Annotated in this window: 18 protein-coding genes; 5 read left to right on the forward strand and 13 right to left on the reverse strand. The window is 69.4% G+C overall.

Annotated elements, in window-relative coordinates; all coding sequences use genetic code 11:
• Positions 1-13: 13 nt before the first annotated feature.
• From CAURIS_RS07300 to hisD, 11 genes are all read right to left on the reverse strand, one after another.
• Positions 14-841 carry an indole-3-glycerol phosphate synthase TrpC gene (locus CAURIS_RS07300; RefSeq protein WP_290341382.1) on the reverse strand — a complete coding sequence of 276 codons (828 nt, stop codon included), beginning with the start codon at positions 839-841 and terminating at the stop codon, positions 14-16.
• Between the two features lie 108 nt (positions 842-949).
• On the reverse strand, positions 950-1,627 hold the full coding sequence (locus tag CAURIS_RS07305) for a TIGR02234 family membrane protein (protein WP_290341383.1): 678 nt from the start codon (positions 1,625-1,627) through the stop codon (positions 950-952).
• Positions 1,620-2,054, reverse strand: coding sequence for a phosphoribosyl-AMP cyclohydrolase (gene hisI / locus CAURIS_RS07310; RefSeq protein ID WP_435384043.1), 435 nt, complete (start codon positions 2,052-2,054; stop codon positions 1,620-1,622). The genes CAURIS_RS07305 and hisI overlap by 8 nt, the downstream gene beginning before the upstream one ends.
• 2 nt (positions 2,055-2,056) lie before the next feature.
• Positions 2,057-2,830: an imidazole glycerol phosphate synthase subunit HisF gene (gene hisF / locus CAURIS_RS07315; protein WP_290343350.1), complete on the reverse strand. Its 774-nt coding sequence runs from the start codon at positions 2,828-2,830 to the stop codon at positions 2,057-2,059.
• A gap of 64 nt (positions 2,831-2,894) precedes the next feature.
• Complete coding sequence (locus CAURIS_RS07320; RefSeq protein WP_290341385.1) at positions 2,895-3,686, reverse strand: inositol monophosphatase family protein; 792 nt, start codon at positions 3,684-3,686, stop codon at positions 2,895-2,897.
• Between the two features lie 55 nt (positions 3,687-3,741).
• Positions 3,742-4,482, reverse strand: coding sequence for a bifunctional 1-(5-phosphoribosyl)-5-((5-phosphoribosylamino)methylideneamino)imidazole-4-carboxamide isomerase/phosphoribosylanthranilate isomerase PriA (gene priA / locus CAURIS_RS07325; protein WP_290341386.1), 741 nt, complete (start codon positions 4,480-4,482; stop codon positions 3,742-3,744).
• A gap of 10 nt (positions 4,483-4,492) precedes the next feature.
• Positions 4,493-5,152, reverse strand: coding sequence for an imidazole glycerol phosphate synthase subunit HisH (gene hisH, locus CAURIS_RS07330; protein ID WP_290341387.1), 660 nt, complete (start codon positions 5,150-5,152; stop codon positions 4,493-4,495).
• 11 nt (positions 5,153-5,163) lie between these two features.
• Positions 5,164-6,369 carry an MFS transporter gene (locus tag CAURIS_RS07335; protein WP_353959227.1) on the reverse strand — a complete coding sequence of 402 codons (1,206 nt, stop codon included), beginning with the start codon at positions 6,367-6,369 and terminating at the stop codon, positions 5,164-5,166.
• A 160-nt stretch (positions 6,370-6,529) separates the two neighbouring features.
• Complete coding sequence (hisB, locus tag CAURIS_RS07340; RefSeq protein WP_290341389.1) at positions 6,530-7,132, reverse strand: imidazoleglycerol-phosphate dehydratase HisB; 603 nt, start codon at positions 7,130-7,132, stop codon at positions 6,530-6,532.
• Positions 7,125-8,276, reverse strand: a complete 1,152-nt coding sequence (locus CAURIS_RS07345; RefSeq protein WP_290341391.1) for a histidinol-phosphate transaminase — start codon at positions 8,274-8,276, stop codon at positions 7,125-7,127. Before CAURIS_RS07345 ends, hisB begins: the two co-directional genes overlap by 8 nt.
• Positions 8,277-9,611 carry a histidinol dehydrogenase gene (hisD, locus tag CAURIS_RS07350; protein WP_290341392.1) on the reverse strand — a complete coding sequence of 445 codons (1,335 nt, stop codon included), beginning with the start codon at positions 9,609-9,611 and terminating at the stop codon, positions 8,277-8,279.
• Between the two features lie 373 nt (positions 9,612-9,984).
• On the opposite strand from hisD, the gene CAURIS_RS07355 reads away from it, so the two are divergent.
• Positions 9,985-11,040 (forward strand): YbjN domain-containing protein, encoded by a 1,056-nt coding sequence (locus CAURIS_RS07355; RefSeq protein ID WP_290341393.1) that lies wholly within the window; start codon positions 9,985-9,987, stop codon positions 11,038-11,040.
• 23 nt (positions 11,041-11,063) lie between these two features.
• Here the strand turns inward: CAURIS_RS07355 and CAURIS_RS07360 are convergent, their stop codons facing one another.
• The gene (locus CAURIS_RS07360; protein WP_290341394.1) at positions 11,064-11,576 is read right to left on the reverse strand and encodes a hypothetical protein; all 513 of its coding nucleotides are present in this window, start codon (positions 11,574-11,576) and stop codon (positions 11,064-11,066) included.
• Positions 11,577-11,620: 44 nt separating this feature from the next.
• Positions 11,621-12,337 (reverse strand): MTB12 C-terminal domain-containing protein, encoded by a 717-nt coding sequence (locus tag CAURIS_RS07365; RefSeq protein WP_290341395.1) that lies wholly within the window; start codon positions 12,335-12,337, stop codon positions 11,621-11,623.
• Between the two features lie 167 nt (positions 12,338-12,504).
• Here CAURIS_RS07365 and CAURIS_RS07370 point away from each other — a divergent pair, with 167 nt between their 5' ends.
• The 4 genes from CAURIS_RS07370 to CAURIS_RS07385 are packed head-to-tail and all read left to right on the forward strand — an operon-like array spanning position 12,505 to position 17,443.
• Positions 12,505-13,092, forward strand: coding sequence for a TetR family transcriptional regulator (locus CAURIS_RS07370; RefSeq protein WP_290341396.1), 588 nt, complete (start codon positions 12,505-12,507; stop codon positions 13,090-13,092).
• Positions 13,085-15,304: a glycogen debranching protein GlgX gene (glgX, locus tag CAURIS_RS07375; protein WP_290341397.1), complete on the forward strand. Its 2,220-nt coding sequence runs from the start codon at positions 13,085-13,087 to the stop codon at positions 15,302-15,304. Before CAURIS_RS07370 ends, glgX begins: the two co-directional genes overlap by 8 nt.
• A 56-nt stretch (positions 15,305-15,360) precedes the next feature.
• On the forward strand, positions 15,361-16,767 hold the full coding sequence (locus CAURIS_RS07380; RefSeq protein WP_290341398.1) for a 3'-5' exonuclease: 1,407 nt from the start codon (positions 15,361-15,363) through the stop codon (positions 16,765-16,767).
• Positions 16,768-16,819: 52 nt separating this feature from the next.
• The gene (locus CAURIS_RS07385; RefSeq protein ID WP_290341399.1) at positions 16,820-17,443 is read left to right on the forward strand and encodes a hypothetical protein; all 624 of its coding nucleotides are present in this window, start codon (positions 16,820-16,822) and stop codon (positions 17,441-17,443) included.
• The last annotated feature ends 28 nt before the right edge of the window (positions 17,444-17,471 follow it).

A 17,471-nucleotide genomic window follows, 5' to 3' on the forward strand; every position in this document is an offset into this window, starting at 1 on the left:
GAATGGGGGCGGATCAGGACCGCGAGGGGCACGCGGGGTGCTGCCCGGCGGCGGCGAGGCGGCGCGTCGCCGCGCAGATATCCTCCTGGCTCATCACGGCCTCGGCGGCAAGGACGGCGTCGGCGCCCGAGGCCGCCGCGTCGATAAGGTCTCGGGCGTTTCTCACCCCGCCCAAGCTGATCTTGAGCACCTCCGTGGGCAGGCCGGGCGCGATATCGGCGAAGGCGTGCCGGTTCAGCGCGTTGGTGTCAAAAGTCCACGAGTTAACCGCCACGATGGTCGCCCCCGCGCGCAGCGCCCGGTCCGCGTCCTCCGGGGTGCGCACCTCCGCCATGACCTCCATGCCGAGGCTTTCCGCCCTGTCGATGAGCGCCTCGAGGCGGTGCTGGTCCAGGATCCCGACCTGCAGGGGGATCATGTCCGCGCCGAAGCAGCGGGCCTCGTGGATTTGGTACGGGTCGACGATCACGTCACGGCACACCACGGGCAGGCGCACGGCCGCGCGGGCGGCGGCCATGTCGGCGAGGGAGCCGTCGAAGCGCAGCCGCTCCGTCTGGCAGGCGATCAGGTGTGCCCCGCCCTCCTCGATAGCCGAGGCGACGTCCGCCACCGACTGCCCCGACGCGGAGAAAGGCGCGGTCGGCCCGTGTACCGGGGAGGTGCGCTTGATTTCCACAATCACCCCGCACCCGGAGCGCAGCAGGGCCCCTCGCGCGTCGCGGGTGGGCTCCATCTCGCGGGAGCGCGCCTTGATGTCGCGAAAGGACACGCTGGCCTCGCGGCGGGCGACGTCGCGAAGGACAGCGTCGACAACGCTGTCAACTGCCTCCGTGGCCGGCATGTGCACCCCTCCCATCAGCGAAAACCTGAGCGTGCCCAGCGGGGTCCGGACACATGGGTTACACCCAGCGTATCCGCCGCCGCGGCAGAGGCGAAATCGAGGGGGCTTCTAGCTGCGCGTGCCGGGCCGTTCCTCGGGGTCCGTGTAATCCGTGGGATCAAGGTCCGCCTCCAAAGCGTCCCACATCACCCGTCCCGAATCGGGGCTGGCGGACAGGTCGCGCCCGATCTTCTCCCGGCGCACCGTTTCGCGTTCGTACTTGTTCAGCTTCGCCGAATCGGTGCCCGGGCGAAGCACGATCAGCACCGCGCCGGCGAGCGCGAGCACGCAGCCCAGCAGCATCAGTGCCGGGTTGACGACGTTGACGTCCAGGCCCGTGATCTCCGCCCAGCTCGGGATGGCGTCCGAACGGGACTGCAGGTCCTCGTAGCCCGCAGTGAGGATCGTGTGGGCGCGGTCTTCATCCGGCCCCTGCACCAGCAGGCGCAGGGGGGCAACCGCCGCGGCTGCGGCGGCCAGGGCGGCGACGACTCCGACGAGGCGCCGCCCGAGACGTCGTAAAGCAAGCGCAGCGATCGCCGCGACGAGAAGGAGCACGGACACGGCGGAGGCCTCCGTCGACCAGAGGGCGCCGCTGATCTCGGCCTCGCCGCCGCCTGCCCGGTCGTCGAAGTAGGTGGCCGTCATCCAACTCAAGCGCGTGAAGATGACCACGATGAGCCCGCCTGCAGCGACGAGGGCCGCGCCGACGCGCGAGGGGCCCCGATCGGCGCGCGTGTTAGGCATGGCCGCCCCCTTCGAGCAGGACGTCCGCGTCGAAGCAGGAGTGATCGCCCGTGTGGCAGGCCCCGCCGACCTGGCGGACCGTGACCAGGAGCGTGTCCCCGTCGCAGTCGAGGCGAACGGCCCTGACCTGCTGCGTGTTCCCACTGGTCAGGCCCTTGATCCAGTACTCGTCGCGGGAGCGGGAGTAGTAGGTGCCGCGGCGGGTGGCCAAGGTGTACGCCAAGGCGTGATCATCCATCCACGCCATCATGAGCACGTCGCCCGATCCCTCCTCCTGCACGATCGCGGGGACGAGGCCCGCGCTATTGCGCTTGAGCCGGGCCGCGATGGCCGGATCGAGCTCGTAGTCGGCGGGGTTGTCCGGGGCCTGGGGGTGGTCCTGATTGTGCCCGCGCTCGGCGCCGCTTCCGGTTGGCGGTGTCTGCATCGTCATCGCACTTCCTCCCCCGCCTCGCGCAGGGCGTTTTTGACCTCGCTGATCGGCACCTCCCCGAAGTGGAAGATAGAGGCCGCTAGGACCGCGTCCGCCCCAGCGCGCGCCGCCGGCGGGAAGTGCTCGGCGGCCCCCGCGCCGCCCGAGGCGATCACGGGCACGCTCACCGCCTCGCGGACAGCCTCAATGAGCTCGATGTCGAAGCCCGCCTTCGTGCCGTCGCCGTCCATGGAGTTCAGCAGAATCTCCCCCACACCCAGGGACTCCCCGGTGCGCGCCCACTCGATGGCGTCGATGCCCGCCGAGCGGGTGCCGCCGTGTGTGGTCACCTCAAAACCGGAGGGCTGGGGCCGCGAACCGGGCTGGACGCGGCGGGCGTCGATGGACAGCACAATGCACTGCGCCCCGAACTCCTCCGACAGCTCGCGCAGGAGCTGAGGGCGGGCGATCGCCGCGGTGTTCACGCTGACCTTGTCGGCGCCGGCCAGCAACAGCTCACGCACATCGGCCGCGGTGCGCACCCCGCCTCCCACCGTGAGCGGGATAAACACCTGATCGGCGGTGCGGCGCACCACGTCCAGCATCGTGCCCCGGCCCTGCCGGGACGCCGAGACGTCGAGGAAGGTCAGCTCGTCAGCGCCCTCCGCGCCGTAGCGCTTGGCCAGCTCCACGGGGTCGCCCGCGTCGCGCAGGTTCTCAAAGTTAACGCCCTTGACCACGCGCCCCTCGTCCACGTCCAGGCACGCGATCACGCGCACGGCAACTCCCACGTCAGGCACCGAACCTTTCCACGAATCTTGTGCGGGCAACCGGGCGCCCACGGGGCGCCCAGAGTTACTTTGAAGCGATGGACTTCATCGTACTCAGGGCGATACGGTGGGCCCTCCTCGTCCCGGCGATCGCCCCCGGGGAGTCCATCGTCCACGGCCCACCGCCCGGGTCGGTCACCACCGCACCGGCACTGCGCGCGAGGAGCACCCCGGCGCAGTTGTCCCACAGATGCGGAGAGAAACTCACCGCCGCCTGGTAAATGCCCTGCGCGACGAAGGCGAAGTCCACGCCCACCGAGCCCGAAATGCGCGGGCGCAAGTTCGTCTCCGCCAGCGTGGCCATGACGCCGAGGCGCACCTCGGCCGGGTAGTTCTCCGAGTCCGGCGAGCGCACCGAGCCGACTCCAACCTGAGCGGCTGCGGTGCTGTCCTCGCTGAGCTTCGGCAGGGCTGTGCCGTTGAGGTGAACCGGGCCGCCGTCGACGGCGGTCAGGTGCATGTCCAGAAGCGGCGCCTCGGTCACAGCGACGATGGGCTGGCCCCGGTGCAGCAGCGAGACGAGGATCGAGCAGTTCGGGTTGCCCGAGGAGTAGTTCGAGGTGCCGTCGATCGGGTCGACCACCCAGCAGGCGCTCTCGTTGAGGTCGCCGCCCTGCTCCTCCCCGTAGACGGGGATGCCCGTCGCGGCAGTGAGCCTGTCGCGCAGCAGCGTCTCGATTGCCACGTCGGCCTCCGTGGCAAAGTCACCGCCGCCCTTGAACAGCGCGGGGGCCGCCCCGAGGTGGGAGATGAAGATCCGGCGCGCTTCCGCCACGACGTCTTCCGCAATCTCGAGGTAGCGGGCCGTGGAATCCATAAAGACACCTTACCCCTTCAGCCCGATATATAGGGCCATTTTATGTGTTTCCGCCCTACCGGGCCTGTTCCAGGTGCCGCAGCGCCTCGCCCAGCGTAAAACGCTGCTCGTAGAGGGCCTTACCGATGATCGCGGAATCAATCCCTTCCTCCGCGTAGCGCGCAACCTCGGCGACATCCTCCAGTGAGGAGATACCCCCCGAGGCCGTGACCAGCGCGTCCGTCGCCGCGGAAACCTCGCGCAGCAGCTCGATGTTCGGCCCGCTCAGGGTGCCGTCCCGCGACACGTCAGTAACGACGACCCGCGCGCAGCCCGCCTGGTCGAAGTACTCGAGCACCTCCCACAGGTCCCCGCCGTCGGAGGTCCAGCCGTCGCCCCTCGTGCGCCACTGCCCGTTGTCTTCGCGCACCGCGAGGTCGACGGCGACCTTCTCGCCGTGGCGGCGAATCACCTCGGCGGCCCACTTTGGGTGGCGCAGCGCCGCCGTGCCGATATTGACGCGCTTCGCGCCCGTGGCCAAGGCTCGCTCGAGCGAGGCGTCGTCGCGGATCCCCCCGGTGAGCTCGACGTTGATGTCCACAGCCCGCGTGATCTCCGCCAGCAGCTCGTGGTTCGACCCGCGCCCGAAGGCCGCGTCCAGGTCGACGACGTGGATCCAGGCGGCCCCCTGTTCCTGCCAGTTCAGCGCGGCCTGAAGCGGCGAGCCGTAGTTTTTTTCGGTGCCGGCCTCGCCCTGGCTGAGGCGCACCGCCTGCCCTTCAACGACGTCGACCGCGGGAAGAAGAGTGAAGTCCATGGCAACAACCCTATCGGAGCGTGCGGACCCAGTTCTCGAGCAGCCCCAGCCCCGCCTCGCCCGACTTCTCGGGGTGGAACTGCGTCGCCCACAGCGGCCCGTTTTCCACCGCCGCCACGAAGCGGCTCTCGCCGTGCGCGGACCACGATACCTTCGGCGCCGCGATGAACTCGTCGACCGGCATCTCCCAGCTCTGCACACCGTAGGAGTGGACGAAGTAGAACCGCTCCGCCGGGTCGATGCCCGCGAACATCGCGGAGCCCGGCGCGACATCGACCGTGTTCCACCCCATGTGGGGTAGCACGTTCGCGCGCAGCTTGTCGACGCTTCCCGGCCACTGCCCCATCCCGGAAGCGTTGACCCCGTGCTCCGCGCCGCGCTCGAACATCACCTGCAGCCCCACGCAGATGCCCAGGACCGGGCGCGAGCCCGCGAGCCGCTGGCCGACGATCCGCGGTCCGTTCACCGCTCGCAGGCCCTTCATGCAGGCGTCGAAGGCGCCAACGCCGGGCACGACCAGCCCGTCGGCCTCCACGGCTACCGCGGGCTCGCGGGTGACCTCGATCTCCGCGCCGACGTGCTCCAGGGCGCGCTGCGCCGAGCGCAGGTTACCGGCCCCATAGTCAAGGAGCGCGACACGAGGGCGGGAGGTGGGCGAGCCTGTCGTCATAGCTGGCTAGTTTAGCGCCCGCCGCGCCTGTAAATGCGCGGGGCCTGCACCGAGCGCAGCCGCACGGCGAGGTTGTCCACCTCCGCAACGCGGTGGCGGCCCAGGAAGCGGTCCGAGCCGGTGATGGCAACGCCGGTGAGGATCACGGCGCTGGCGATGGCGTACATCCCGCCCATGGTGACGCCGCCGAGGATCGCGCCGTAGACGAGGGAGCCAATCCCCGTGCCGGAGTCGTAGGCGATGTTCCACATCGCGCTGGCCTCCGAGGTCTTCGATTTGGGCAGCCGGTAGAACAGCTGGGTCAACGACTCGTTCTGCACCGCCCCGAAGCCGGCGCCGTACAGCACGATGGCGGGCACCAGCCACCACACGGACAGGTCGGCGACGACGACCAGCGCCGTCAGCGCGATGCCGGCCGCGGCGATGACCTGGAAGGGGATCATCACGGTGCCGGGGGTGCCGCGGCGGTCAAAGGTTACGCCGGCGTAGTAGCGCGCCCCCATCGCCGCCAAGTTGAGCACGGACAACAGGGCGCCCGCGAAGGTTGCGCCCGCGGCTGGGTCGATCTCGCGCACGCTGACGGGCAGAAAGTTCGTCACCGCACCGTAGGCGGTGGTGACGAAGGTCAGGGCGAGCATCGGCACGGCCACCAGGCGCCACGTGGGCACGTGCACGCCGGTCAGCTCCCCCTCGCCCTCAGGTTCGTTCTCGATGGTCGGGATGAGCATGCACACCGCGAGGCCGACCATGCCGATGCCGGTGGCGATGAGGAAGACGAGGGGGTAGCCGATCCGCTCCGCCAGAGCCAGCCCGAGCGGCAGCGCGACCATCTGCGATCCCCCGACGCACACGCCGAAGATGCCCGTGGTGCGGCCCAGCAGCCGGAGCGGGACGAGCTGGGCGATCATGGCGGCCTCCGCCACGCTGAGCGCGCCGAAGCCGACACCCCGGATGAGGCTGACCACGACGACGATGGCGGCGTCCATCCCCGCGAGGAACCCCAGCGCCGGGAGGCCGAGCAGGAGGGAGGCGGCCACGATGACCGCGCGGTAGCCGAAGATGCGCAACACGCGCGGCATGAACACCTGGGTGATCACGGTGGAGAGCATGAACAGCCCGGTGCTCGCGCCGGCGAGCGTTTCGGACCCGCCCGAGTCAAGGACCGCCGTGGGCACGACGGGCAGAAGAAGCGCCCACGCGCCGAAGGCGGCCGCCACGGCCACGAGTGTCGGTATTAAACCCCTGGCCTGCCAAGGGTTAGTTACGGATTCCACTTCCGCGGGAGTGAGCACACCCGCGGCGCGTCCCTGACGCATGTACCACCCTTTCTCCGGTTGTGTGTATAGATCCCTTTCTTCTCGGACGCTGCGCTGCGCCCTACAGCGCACCCTTCGTTGAGGGTACGCCCTGAATATCCGGGTCGCGGCCTACAGCGGCGCGCAGAGCGCGGGCCACGCCCTTGTACTCGGCCTCGCTGATGTGGTGCGGGTCCCGGCCGTAGCGCACGTTTATGTGCAGCGTGACCCGGGAGTTCGCCGCGAAGGTCTCGAAGAAGTGGCGGTTGATCACCGTGGCGTAGTGGCCGCCGATGACCTGCCACTGCATGTGCTCGGGCTCGCCGTTCATGACGAAGTAGGGCCGGCCCGAGATGTCCACCACGGCCTCAACCAGCGTCTCGTCCATCGGCAAAAGGCAGGAGCCGAAGCGGCGGATCCCCTTTTTGTCCCCGAGGGCGTCGCTCAGCGCCCAGCCGAGCGTGATGGCGGTGTCCTCGATAGTGTGGTGGGCATCGATGTGCGTGTCACCTTCGGCGCGCACCGAAAGGTCGAAGGCCCCGTGTGTGGCAAACGCCGTGAGCATGTGGTCGAAGAAGGGCAGCCCGGTGCTGATCTCCGAGGAACCGGAGCCGTCCAGGTTGATCTCCACAGCGACGTCCGACTCGGAGGTCGCGCGGCGCGCCGCCCCGATCCTGTCAGCCATGCCTCGTCTCCTTTCCGGTTCTTGTCTGTACGGTTTTCGCCTCTGCTGCGGCTGCGAGGAAGGCGTCGTTTTCCTCGTCGAGGCCGATGGTCACCCGCAGCCACCCCGGCACTCCCACGTCGCGGATGAGCACCCCGCGATCGAGGAAAGCCTGCCACGCTGCGTGCGAGCTTTCAAAACGCCCGAAAAACAGGAAGTTCGACTCGCTCGGAACCACCTCGTAACCCAACTCCACCAGGGCTTTTTCCACGCGCACGCGTTCGCGCGAAAGCCTTTCGACGGTGGCGAGAGTCTCACCCGCGTGCCGCAGCGCCACCCGCGCCGCCGCCTGGGTCAGCGAGGCGAGGTGGTACGGCAGGCGCACCAGCATAACCGCCTCGACAAAGGCGGGGGCGGCGACGAAGTAGCCCAGCCGCCCGCCGGCGAAATCGAAGGCCTTGGACATGGTGCGCGAGACGACGAGTTTCGCCGGGTACTCGCGCAGCAGGGTCACCGCCGAGGGGGCGGCGGAGAACTCCCCGTAGGCCTCGTCCACGATCACGATGCCGGGGGCCGCGTCGAGGATACGGGCGATCCCCTCCAGCGCAGTGACATCCCCGGTGGGGTTGTTCGGGGTGGTGATGAAGACGACGTCCGGGCGCTGCCTGGTGATCTCCGCGACGGCGACGTCGATGTCGATGCGGAAGTCACTACCCCGCGGCACCGCGATGAACTCGGTCTGGGTGCCGGCCGCAAGCAGCGGGTGCATGGAGTAACTCGGGGTAAACCCCATGGCGCTTCGCCCCGGCCCGCCGAAAGCCTGCAGGAGCTGGTGCAGCACCTCGTTGGAGCCGTTCGCCGCCCACAGGTTGTCGCGGGTCACCTCCACCCCGGTGCGTTCGGCGACGTAAGCGGCGAGGTCGCCGCGCAGCTCTCGCGCGTCGCGGTCCGGGTAGCGGTTCAGCCCCGGGGCGTGGGCGGCCACCTCGGCGAGGAGGTCCTCGATGAGCTCCGCCGAGGGCGGGTAGGGGTTTTCGTTGGTGTTGAGCGCCACGGGGACGCTCAGCTGCGGGGCCCCATAGGCGGAAGCACCCCGCAGCTGTTCGCGCAGGGGGAGCTCGCTGAGCTGCGTCTCGACGGCAAGGGTGCCGGGCTGGAAATCCATCTACTCCCCCTTCCCGGCAGCGTCGGCGGTGCCGATGCCGCGCGCCTTGATCGCCTCGCCGTGCGCGGGCAGCTGCTCCGCGGCGGACAGCGTGATGATGTGGGGGCCGACCTCCTCCAGGGCGGCGCGGTCGTACTCGATCACGCTGACGGGCTTGAGGAAGGTGTGGGTGCTCAGCCCGGGCGCGAAGCGCGCCGTGCCGGAGGTGGGCAGCACGTGGTTGGACCCCGCCGCGTAGTCGCCCAAAGGCACTGGCGAGTAGGGGCCGACGAAGATGGCACCGGCGTTGGTGATGCGCTCGGCGACAGCGCGCGGGTCGCGGGTGTGGATCTCCAGGTGCTCCGCCGCGTACGCATTGGCTGCGGCGATGGCGGTATTGAGGTCGTCGACAAGCACGATGCCCGACTGTTCCCCGCCGAGCGCGGAGCTGGCGCGCCCGGAGTTCAGGGTCGCCGCCGCGGCGCGCTCCACCTCGGCGCGCACGGCGTCGGCGAGCTCTGCTGAATCCGTGATGAGTACTGAGGCGGCCTGCTCGTCGTGCTCCGCCTGGGAGACGAGGTCGGCTGCGATGAGGGCGGGGTCCGCGGTGGCGTCGGCGAGCACCGCGATCTCGCTCGGGCCCGCCTCGGCGTCGATGCCGACAACCCCGTTGACCACTCGCTTCGCGGCGGCGACGAAGATGTTGCCCGGCCCGGTGACCTTGTCCACCGGCTCGAGTTCGTGCGCATCGTCGCCGTAGGCCAACAGCGCGACGGCCTGGGCGCCACCGATCGCCCACACTTCGTCGACGCCCAAAAGGGCGCACGCGGCGAGCGTGGTCGGGTGGGGCCAGCCCCCAAACTCCTCCTGTGGCGGCGAGGCCACGACCATGGACCCCGCCCCCGCCTCCTGCGCGGGGATGACGTTCATAAGCACGCTGGAGGGGTAGACCGCCTTGCCGCCCGGCACGTAGAGCCCGACGCGCTGGACCGGCACGAACACCTCGGTGACGGTGGCGCCGGGGCGCAGCTCGGTGGTGTGCGAGGAGGGCTTCTGCGCTGCGTGCACCGCGCGGATCCGTGCAATCGCCTCGTCCAGCGCCGCGCGCACCTCGGGGTCCAGGGTGTCGACGGCCCGCTCGATGACCTCCGCGGGAACGCGGACCGACGCGGGGCGCACCCCGTCGAACTTTTCGCCGTAATCGAGCGCCGCAGCGGCGCCGCTGCGGCGGACCTCCTCGACGATCGGGTGGACGTCCGCCAGTACCGCGTCGACGTCGACGCCCCCGCGGGGCAATGCCCTGCGCAGCTCGGAGGTTGTGGGGGTGTGACCCCTTAAGTCCGTTAGTTTCAGCATCGCGTCCTCCCGCGGTGGTCAGGCGTTCTCGCCGCTCGTGTGCAGTGCTTCTCGCGCAACCGGTGTCCGGCAGCTTTCTTTCCCGCCGCCATTCTAAGTCTCCGCCCCGACACGGGGGTGATCAGGGCCTGACCACCCAGAATGGGCCGGGTGCGCGCACGCTGTGATGGCGAGAGGGGGCGGGCTTCCTTAAACTCGAGCGCGAACATGAACCGAGCCAGGTTTGTGGGTTTCGGTTCCCCGGGCGTGTTCGGCGCGCGCTTCCCGCGCGGGCCGAACACGCCCGGGAGGAGTCCGAGGGCAGTGACACCGAAGACAGTGGCTCCAAAGACAGTGGCCCCAAAAGACAAGGACAGGCTCAAGGAGGCGAGCGATGGCCGGGCACAGCGCCGCGAACGGCCCCGAGGGTATCGGAGAGCACCCCAGCGAGGTGACCCTCGAACGCGTCGCCGCCGCGCTGCGGGGCCTCGGCTTCGAGGCTCTCGAGCAGCCCGACAGACTCGTGGTGCCCGCCAGCTCGTACATCGCGACCCTCTGGATCAACCACGCGAAGCCGCTCATGCTCGTCGCCGACTACCAGGAGCGCATTCCCGTCGACTTCACGCACGGCACGGCCCTGGCGCGCTTCATCAACGCGTGGAACCACGACCGCTTGGGCCCCACGGCCTCCTACCGGCTCACCGACGCGGGCGACCTGGCCGCGCACCTGCGCACGGGAGTCCGTATTCGGCACGGATTGAGCGACGAGCAACTGGTCCGGGACATCAGCGCTGCCCGGGACGACATGCTCGCCTTCTCGGCGGAGGTGAGGCGGGAGTTCCTCGCGGCCGAGTACCGCCACCCGATCCCGCCCACACTCGCCCGCGCGCAGGACCTCGAGGCGCTCGTCGGCGTGCACCCTTCGGCCCGGCACCTGCCGCGCGGCGGGGAGCTCGACGTCACCGGTGCCCCGGAGGAGTTCACCCCCTCCGCCGGCCCGCACGGCGGTTTTACCTGCCAGGAGGTGGGTATCGAACACATCGAGGAGGCCTTCGACGCGCTCGGGTTCACCTACGACCTCATCGACGACGACATCCTGGCCACCAGCATCAACAACGTCCCGTTCGGCGCCTGCATCGACGGCGACAGCCACGCCCGGCTCACGGCGATGTGGGATTCCGGCAAGGACGCCCGCACCCACTTTCTGCCCATGTGGCTGATGTGCAACAGCATCAACGAGAAGACTGCCGGCCTGCGGGCCTACCTCCACGTCTCCGAGATGAGCCTGCACGTCCACGTGGAGACGACCTGCCTCATCATCGCGGGCCTGACCCCGGAGCAGCTGCACACCTGGGTGATGACCTCCCTGGTCTCCATCCTCGGGGCGGTCGACGCGATCAGCCGGCAGAGCCAGGGCACGACGGCCGTGGACTGGCCATCCCGCGGCTAGGACCACCAGCTAGCCCCCACCAGCTAGGCGCGCACCGCCGCGCTCCCCTGCGCGTCCGGCTCCACCTCTGCTGTCGGCTCGTTCTTCGGCGCCGGGGTAACCAGCGCGAGGACCCAGTAGGCCAGCGCGGAGACGAAGGGCGCGCACAACCAGGCCACGCCCGGTTGCAGCGGCGGCACTAGGCGCAAGCGCGCCCCGTCGACCAGCTCGCCGTGGCCGGGGCTGTCGGAGACGAGCCCCGCGGTCCACGACCCGAAGGTGTGCACCGCGAAGGCCCCCGCGGCGGCGGCCACGACCACCCACGCCATCGCTGCGAAAGAAACAGCCCCGCCGGAGCGGGCGTAGGCCACCAGCGCCACCGCCAAGCCGAGGGCCGCGGTGAGGATCGCGAACCACCCGACGGAGGAGAACTCGACGCTGTCCGGGCTCAAGACCCGGTCGACGAGCACCGCGTCCTGGCGGACTACCGCCTCGTAACCGGGGCGAAACACACCCCACAGCGCTCCGATGAGACCGCCGGCGAGGAGGGAAAACACGAGAAGGCCCGCCCCCGTTGCAATACGTCGGGCGGGCCGAAAGGCTAGCTGCACAGCTTCCAGCGCCCGTCCTCGCGCTCGAAGATCTGGGTCTGCGTCTGGGTCCCGTTTGCGTTCGTCGCGGTGACCGTGGCGGAAGCCCTGTTGCCGTCCACGCGGACATCGTCCACCTTGACATCGGTCGCAGGCAGGTCGATGGCTTGGCCAGCCTGCTGTTGCAGGCGTGCGGCGTGCTCCACCTCATCCAGGGTCAAGCCCATGCGGTCAATCTCCGCCTGGATCGGGTCTGTGACCTTGTCGCAGGAGTTCTCCATGAGCACACGCGTCCACTTGTCATAGCTCGCCGGGTTCATCGCCGCGTGGACGGTGCGCTGCATCTCGTCGCGGTCCGCGTCGGCGCCAGGCCCGCCGCTGGTGAGTGGCTCGTGCACCGGGATCGTCACGTCGCCGTCCTCGAAGGGGTTGAACAGGGTCGGGGCGGCGGCGTTTCCGCCGGCGGCAGGTGCCTGCTGCCCCTCCGGCTTCGGCTCGCCGTTGCCCTCGGCGGCGTTGCCCCCGTCCCCTTCGCCTTCCGCGGCGCCGTCGGGGTTATCCGCGGCCGCGGACCCCTCCGTGGAGTCGGACGCGGGCGACGCCGCCGTGGACAGACCGCCGGAGGCGGACTCCTCCTCCTCGGAGCCGCAGGCGGCCACGCCGAAAGCAAGCGCGGCGACCGATACCGCCGCAGCGACGGCGCGGGGAGAGCGGGCAGAAAGCAACACGGTAGATCTCCTTTGCAGGTCTTCGGGACTACACCCAGTGATGACTCAGGACAGTCAACAACCACAAACTGGCCGGCCCGTGATTCACCAATACTAATCAACTGAGCGCTTGCTGTGAAAAAGGGTGTGCAGGAGCGAGGGCGCGGGCTGCGTTAAGGTCGGACACCATGCAGCTTTCCCGGGGCGCGATCGGCGCCGCCGCCCTTTCCATTCTCGACGAGTACGGGCTTGCCGACGTCTCCATGCGCCGCGTCGCCTCCGCCCTCGGCGTCGCCCCGGGGGCTCTCTACTGGCACATCGAGAACAAGCAGGAGCTCATCTCCGACCTCGCCGCGCTCATCGTCGCGCCGCTTGTCGACGCCCCTCCTCCCCCACCCCACATCGCCTGCGCGCGCCTGCGCGAGGCGCTGCTGCGCCACCGCGACGGCGCGGAAGTGGTCATCACGGCCGTCTCCCAGCCGGGCTCCCCGGTGGCCGCGCAGCTGTCGGCGCTGATGCGCGATGCTGTCGACGGGGCGGCCGCGGGGGCGTCGTCAAGCGATGCCCGCGCCGCGGCCGAAGGCTTGGTCTACCTGACCTTGGGCGCGACCTACGTGCACCAGTCAGCCGCGCAGCTGGCGGAGGCGACCGGCGGGGCGGACCGGGCTGGCACCCCCGGGCCGGGGGCGGACGTCGAGCGCGCCGTCGAGCTGCTCCTGACGGGCATGAGGTCGGCTCCCGGGGGGATTTCCGATACGATAAACCCCCATGACTGACCTCAACGCCGCACCGGAAACGACGTACACCGTCTGGCCCGGATCTTCCTACCCCCTCGGGTCCACCTACGACGGCGCGGGGACCAACTTTGCTCTCTTCTCCTCCGTCGCGGAGAAGGTGGAGCTGTGCCTCATCGACGACGAGGGCGCGGAAACCCGCGTCCCCCTCGAAGAGGTAGACAACTTCGTCTGGCACGCCTACCTGCCCGGAGTTACCCCCGGGCAGCGCTACGGCTACCGCGTCCACGGCGCCTGGGACCCCCACAACGGGAAGCGCTGCGACCCCACCAAGCTCCTCGTCGACCCCTACGCCCGCGCCTTCGACGGCGAGTTCGACCAGCACCCTTCGCTGTTTTCCTACGACATCCACGCCGACGAACCCGGCGCGGGGCGCAACGAAGATGATTCCCTCGGCCACACGATGCTCTCCGTGGTCATCAACCCCTTCTTCGACTGGGGGGATGACCGCAACCCCAACATCCCCGACGAGGAAACGATCATCTACGAGTGCCACGTCAAGGGGATGACGCAGACCCACCCGGACATCCCGGAGGCGCTGCGGGGGACCTACGCGGGCATGGCGCACCCCGCGATGATCGACTACCTCACCGACCTCGGCGTCACCTCCGTCGAGCTGCTGCCCGTCCACCAGTTCCTCCAGGACGACCGGCTGCGCGACCTCGGCCTGCGCAACTACTGGGGATACAACACCTTCGGCTTCTTCGCCCCGGAGAACAACTACGCGTCCTCACGCACCCCCGGCGACGCCGTCTCCGAGTTCAAGGGCATGGTCCGCGCCTACCACGAGGCGGGCATCGAGGTCATCCTCGACGTCGTGTACAACCACACGGCCGAGGGCAACCACCTCGGGCCCACGATCGCCTTCCGCGGGATCGACAACGAGGCCTACTACCGCCTCGTCGAGGGCAGCAAGTACCACTACATGGACTACACGGGGACCGGGAACTCCCTGAATGTGCGCGACCCCCACTCGCTGCAGCTAATCATGGATTCGCTGCGGTACTGGGTCACCGAAATGCACGTCGACGGCTTCCGCTTCGACCTCGCCTCGACCCTTGCGCGCGAGTTCTCGGACGTCGACCGCCTGGCCACCTTCTTCGACCTGTGCCAGCAGGACCCGGTGGTCTCGCAGGTCAAACTCATCGCCGAGCCGTGGGACGTCGGCGAGGGCGGCTACCAGGTGGGCAACTTCCCGGCGCTGTGGAGCGAGTGGAACGGCAAGTACCGCGACACCGTGCGCGACTTCTGGCGCGGCGAGCCCTCCACCCTCGGCGAGTTCGCCTCGCGCTTGACCGGCTCCTCCGACCTGTACCAGCACAACGGGCGCCGGCCTACCGCCTCCATCAACTTCATCACCGCCCACGACGGGTTCACCCTTAACGACCTCGTGTCCTACAACGAAAAGCACAACGAGGCCAACGGGGAAGACAACAACGACGGCGAGAGCCACAACCGCTCGTGGAACTGCGGCGTCGAAGGCCCAACCGACGATCCGGAGGTGGCGCAGCTGCGGGCCCAGCAGCGCCGCAATTTCCTCACCACGCTGCTGCTGTCCCAGGGCACGCCGATGATCGCGCACGGCGACGAGTTCGCCCGCACGCAAAACGGCAACAACAACGTCTATTGCCAGGACAACGAGCTGGCCTGGATGAACTGGGACCACCTGGACGTCGCGGAGGAACTGCACGACTTCACCCGCAGGCTCATTGCCATCCGCAAGCGGCACCCGGTGTTTCGCCGCCGCCGCTTCCTCGAGGGCGGGGCGCTCGGCTCCGACGTGCGCGGGCGCGAGATCGCCTGGCTGGTGCCCTCCGGCAAGCTCATGACCCAGGAAGACTGGGACTTCGCCTTCGGCAAGGCGTTGATGACCTACCTCAACGGCGAGGCGATCTCGGAGGCGGACCGGCGCGGTCAGCGCATCCGCGACGATTCCTTCATCCTCATGTTCAACGCGCACTTCGAGGACATCGAGTTCACCCTGCCCGACCAGACCCTGGGCGCCAGGTGGGAGGTTCTCATCGACACCACCGAGCCGCTGGGCTACCCCGCCGAGAAGGAAAACATTGCCGCCGGCGGCACGAAGGTCGTGCCCGCGCGCTCGACGGTGGTGCTCAAGCAGATTGAGGGCCCGGTCTTCGACGACGGGAAGGACGACGGGGAGGACGACGGGGAGCCCGACCCCGCCCGGTAGCATTCGAGGCAACCGGCCCAACCGTTCACAGCGTGCAATCCTCAGGAGCAAACAACGTGATTACAGCCCACGGCGCGACCCTGTCGGTGACCAATTCCGCCCTGGTCATCGCCCCCACCCCGCTCGAGGCGGCGCTGCGGGGCACCACCGAGCAGCGCAGCGTGCCCATCGCTGACATTTCGGTGGCCGAGGTGACGCGCGAGGCCGACGCCTGGGACCGCGGCCTCGTCGAGCTCACCCTGCCCGATGGGGCCCTGCGTATCGCTTTCTCACCCGGCGATGGGGAGGGCCCCGCGCGCCTGCTTTCGCTTCTCGACGCCGCCCGTCGCGGCGACGCCCCCGAGCACGCCTCCCCCACCGGCCGCGCCGGGATCCCGGGGCTGAGTTTCGTCGGCGTCGACGTGGAAACGGCGAACCAGCGCTGGGGTTCCATCTGCCAGATCGGCGCGGTCAAAATTGTTGACGGCGAAGAGGTGGAGCGCGCCAGCTGGCTTTGCACCCCGCCGGAGCCTTACGCCGAGTTCGACCCGTTCAACGTGTCCATCCACGGCATTACCGCTGACGACGTCGCCGACGAGCCGCCGGTGGCGCAGCGCATCGACGAGCTCGTCGACTTCATCGGCGACCTGCCGATTGTGGCCCACAACGCGCAGTTCGACGCCTCCGCATTGCGCGAGGCCTGCCTCGCCGCGGGACGCGAGGTTCCCTCCCTTCTGTTCGGCTGCACCCTCGCGCAATCCCGCGCCGCGCACCTCGACGTGGTCAACCACAAGCTGCCCACCCTTGCGGGCCATTTCGGGGTGTCGCTGGATAACCACCACGATGCCTGCGCCGACGCCGTCGCCTGCGCCGGCATCATGGTCGAGCTCGCCCGCGCAGCCGACCACTCCGGTTCCCTGATGAGCTTTGTCCACGACGCCGGTTTCGCCCTCGGCGCTATCACCGCCGAGCGCGTCACGCCTGTGCTGCGGGACCGCTCCGGCGCCGCGCGCGCCCTCCAGGCCGAGGCGGCCCAGCACAACTCACTTGACGCCGTTGCGGACGCCCTCGCCATTCCGCGCGGCAGCAACCAGACCGGCACCGGCGCGGGCGACGCGGAACGTTCTGGGGGTTTCGGGAGCTCTGGCCGCCGCCAGCCGGCCCCCTGGCAGTCCGTGGCCACGCCGGACACCGTTCCCGAGCCCGCCGAAAACGCCGACCCGACCTCGCCCCTGTACGGCCAGAACGTGACCTTGACCGGGGAGTTCGAACCCTACGACAAAGGTGCTCTGTGGGAGGCCATCGCAGCCCAGGGCGCGACGGTAGGCAAGAACGTGACCAAGAAAACCACCGTCTTGGTCACCGGCGAATGGGCGACGATGACCTCCAAGGAAAAGCGCGCCCGCGAGCTCCGGGACAAGGGCCAGACAATCGAGATCTGGCCGGCGGAGAAGCTTTTCGACGCCCTCAACCTCGACCAATAGGTCCCCAATAGACGCGGGGAACCGGCGTGCACCCGGGTGCGTCTAAGAGGGTATGGCCCCTCTCATCACCCAGTTCACCCCGCGCCTTGCACACAGGGCGGGAACCGCCGCGCCCTTCGGGCATCCAACGTTCGCCAAGTCCACCGCCTCCATCACGCTTTCGCCCGGGCTCGCCTGCGTGCTCGCCCCGGCCGACGATCCCTCCGGGCCCCCCGCCACCCACCAGCAGATCGGCGCGGCGGGCCTGACGGTGCACCAGGCGTGGAACGCGGCCGCGGCTCACCTGCGCAGGGCCGCCGGCGCCGGGGGCGGGGACACGCTGGAGTTCTGGGTCCGCGACGCACGGGTGGCCCTCGGCGCCGCTGCCCCGCCCGGCCTTGAGGTCCGAGGGGAAGCTGCCCCGTGGTGCGCGCACCCGCAGTTGTTCGCCCCGCTGCACTCCCACTTCACCGAGGTGCTGCGCCCGGCCCGCGGCCTGCTCTACGTCTCGCGCGACTGCCGCGACCTGTTCGTTTTCGACGCCGCCGACGCCGACGTCGGCCGCCTGCAGGGCCTGCCGGGTGTTCCCCGCGCGGCGGTTTTTGCCCGCTACTCGCTGGGCTTTCCTCTCGCCATTGCGCCGGGCGCGGCGCCACCCGAAAAACCGGGCAAGGCCCGATTAACTAGGGTTGCGTAGGTGTAAAGCACCCGAGAACGGGATCTAA

This window comes from Corynebacterium auris, from assembly GCF_030408575.1.
GTDB lineage: Bacteria > Actinomycetota > Actinomycetes > Mycobacteriales > Mycobacteriaceae > Corynebacterium > Corynebacterium auris.

Bases quoted from the DNA above. Each gene is read 5' to 3' on its own strand.
- CAURIS_RS07300 (WP_290341382.1), bottom strand. From the start codon at position 841: ATGCCGGCCACGGAGGCAGTTGACAGCGTTGTCGACGCTGTCCTTCGC.
- CAURIS_RS07305 (WP_290341383.1), bottom strand. From the start codon at position 1,627: ATGCCTAACACGCGCGCCGATCGGGGCCCCTCGCGCGTCGGCGCGGCC.
- hisI (WP_435384043.1), bottom strand. From the start codon at position 2,054: ATGCAGACACCGCCAACCGGAAGCGGCGCCGAGCGCGGGCACAATCAG.
- CAURIS_RS07320 (WP_290341385.1), bottom strand. From the start codon at position 3,686: ATGGATTCCACGGCCCGCTACCTCGAGATTGCGGAAGACGTCGTGGCG.
- priA (WP_290341386.1), bottom strand. From the start codon at position 4,482: ATGGACTTCACTCTTCTTCCCGCGGTCGACGTCGTTGAAGGGCAGGCG.
- hisH (WP_290341387.1), bottom strand. From the start codon at position 5,152: ATGACGACAGGCTCGCCCACCTCCCGCCCTCGTGTCGCGCTCCTTGAC.
- hisB (WP_290341389.1), bottom strand. From the start codon at position 7,132: ATGGCTGACAGGATCGGGGCGGCGCGCCGCGCGACCTCCGAGTCGGAC.
- CAURIS_RS07345 (WP_290341391.1), bottom strand. From the start codon at position 8,276: ATGGATTTCCAGCCCGGCACCCTTGCCGTCGAGACGCAGCTCAGCGAG.
- hisD (WP_290341392.1), bottom strand. From the start codon at position 9,611: ATGCTGAAACTAACGGACTTAAGGGGTCACACCCCCACAACCTCCGAG.
- CAURIS_RS07355 (WP_290341393.1), top strand. From the start codon at position 9,985: ATGGCCGGGCACAGCGCCGCGAACGGCCCCGAGGGTATCGGAGAGCAC.
- CAURIS_RS07370 (WP_290341396.1), top strand. From the start codon at position 12,505: ATGCAGCTTTCCCGGGGCGCGATCGGCGCCGCCGCCCTTTCCATTCTC.
- glgX (WP_290341397.1), top strand. From the start codon at position 13,085: ATGACTGACCTCAACGCCGCACCGGAAACGACGTACACCGTCTGGCCC.
- CAURIS_RS07385 (WP_290341399.1), top strand. From the start codon at position 16,820: ATGGCCCCTCTCATCACCCAGTTCACCCCGCGCCTTGCACACAGGGCG.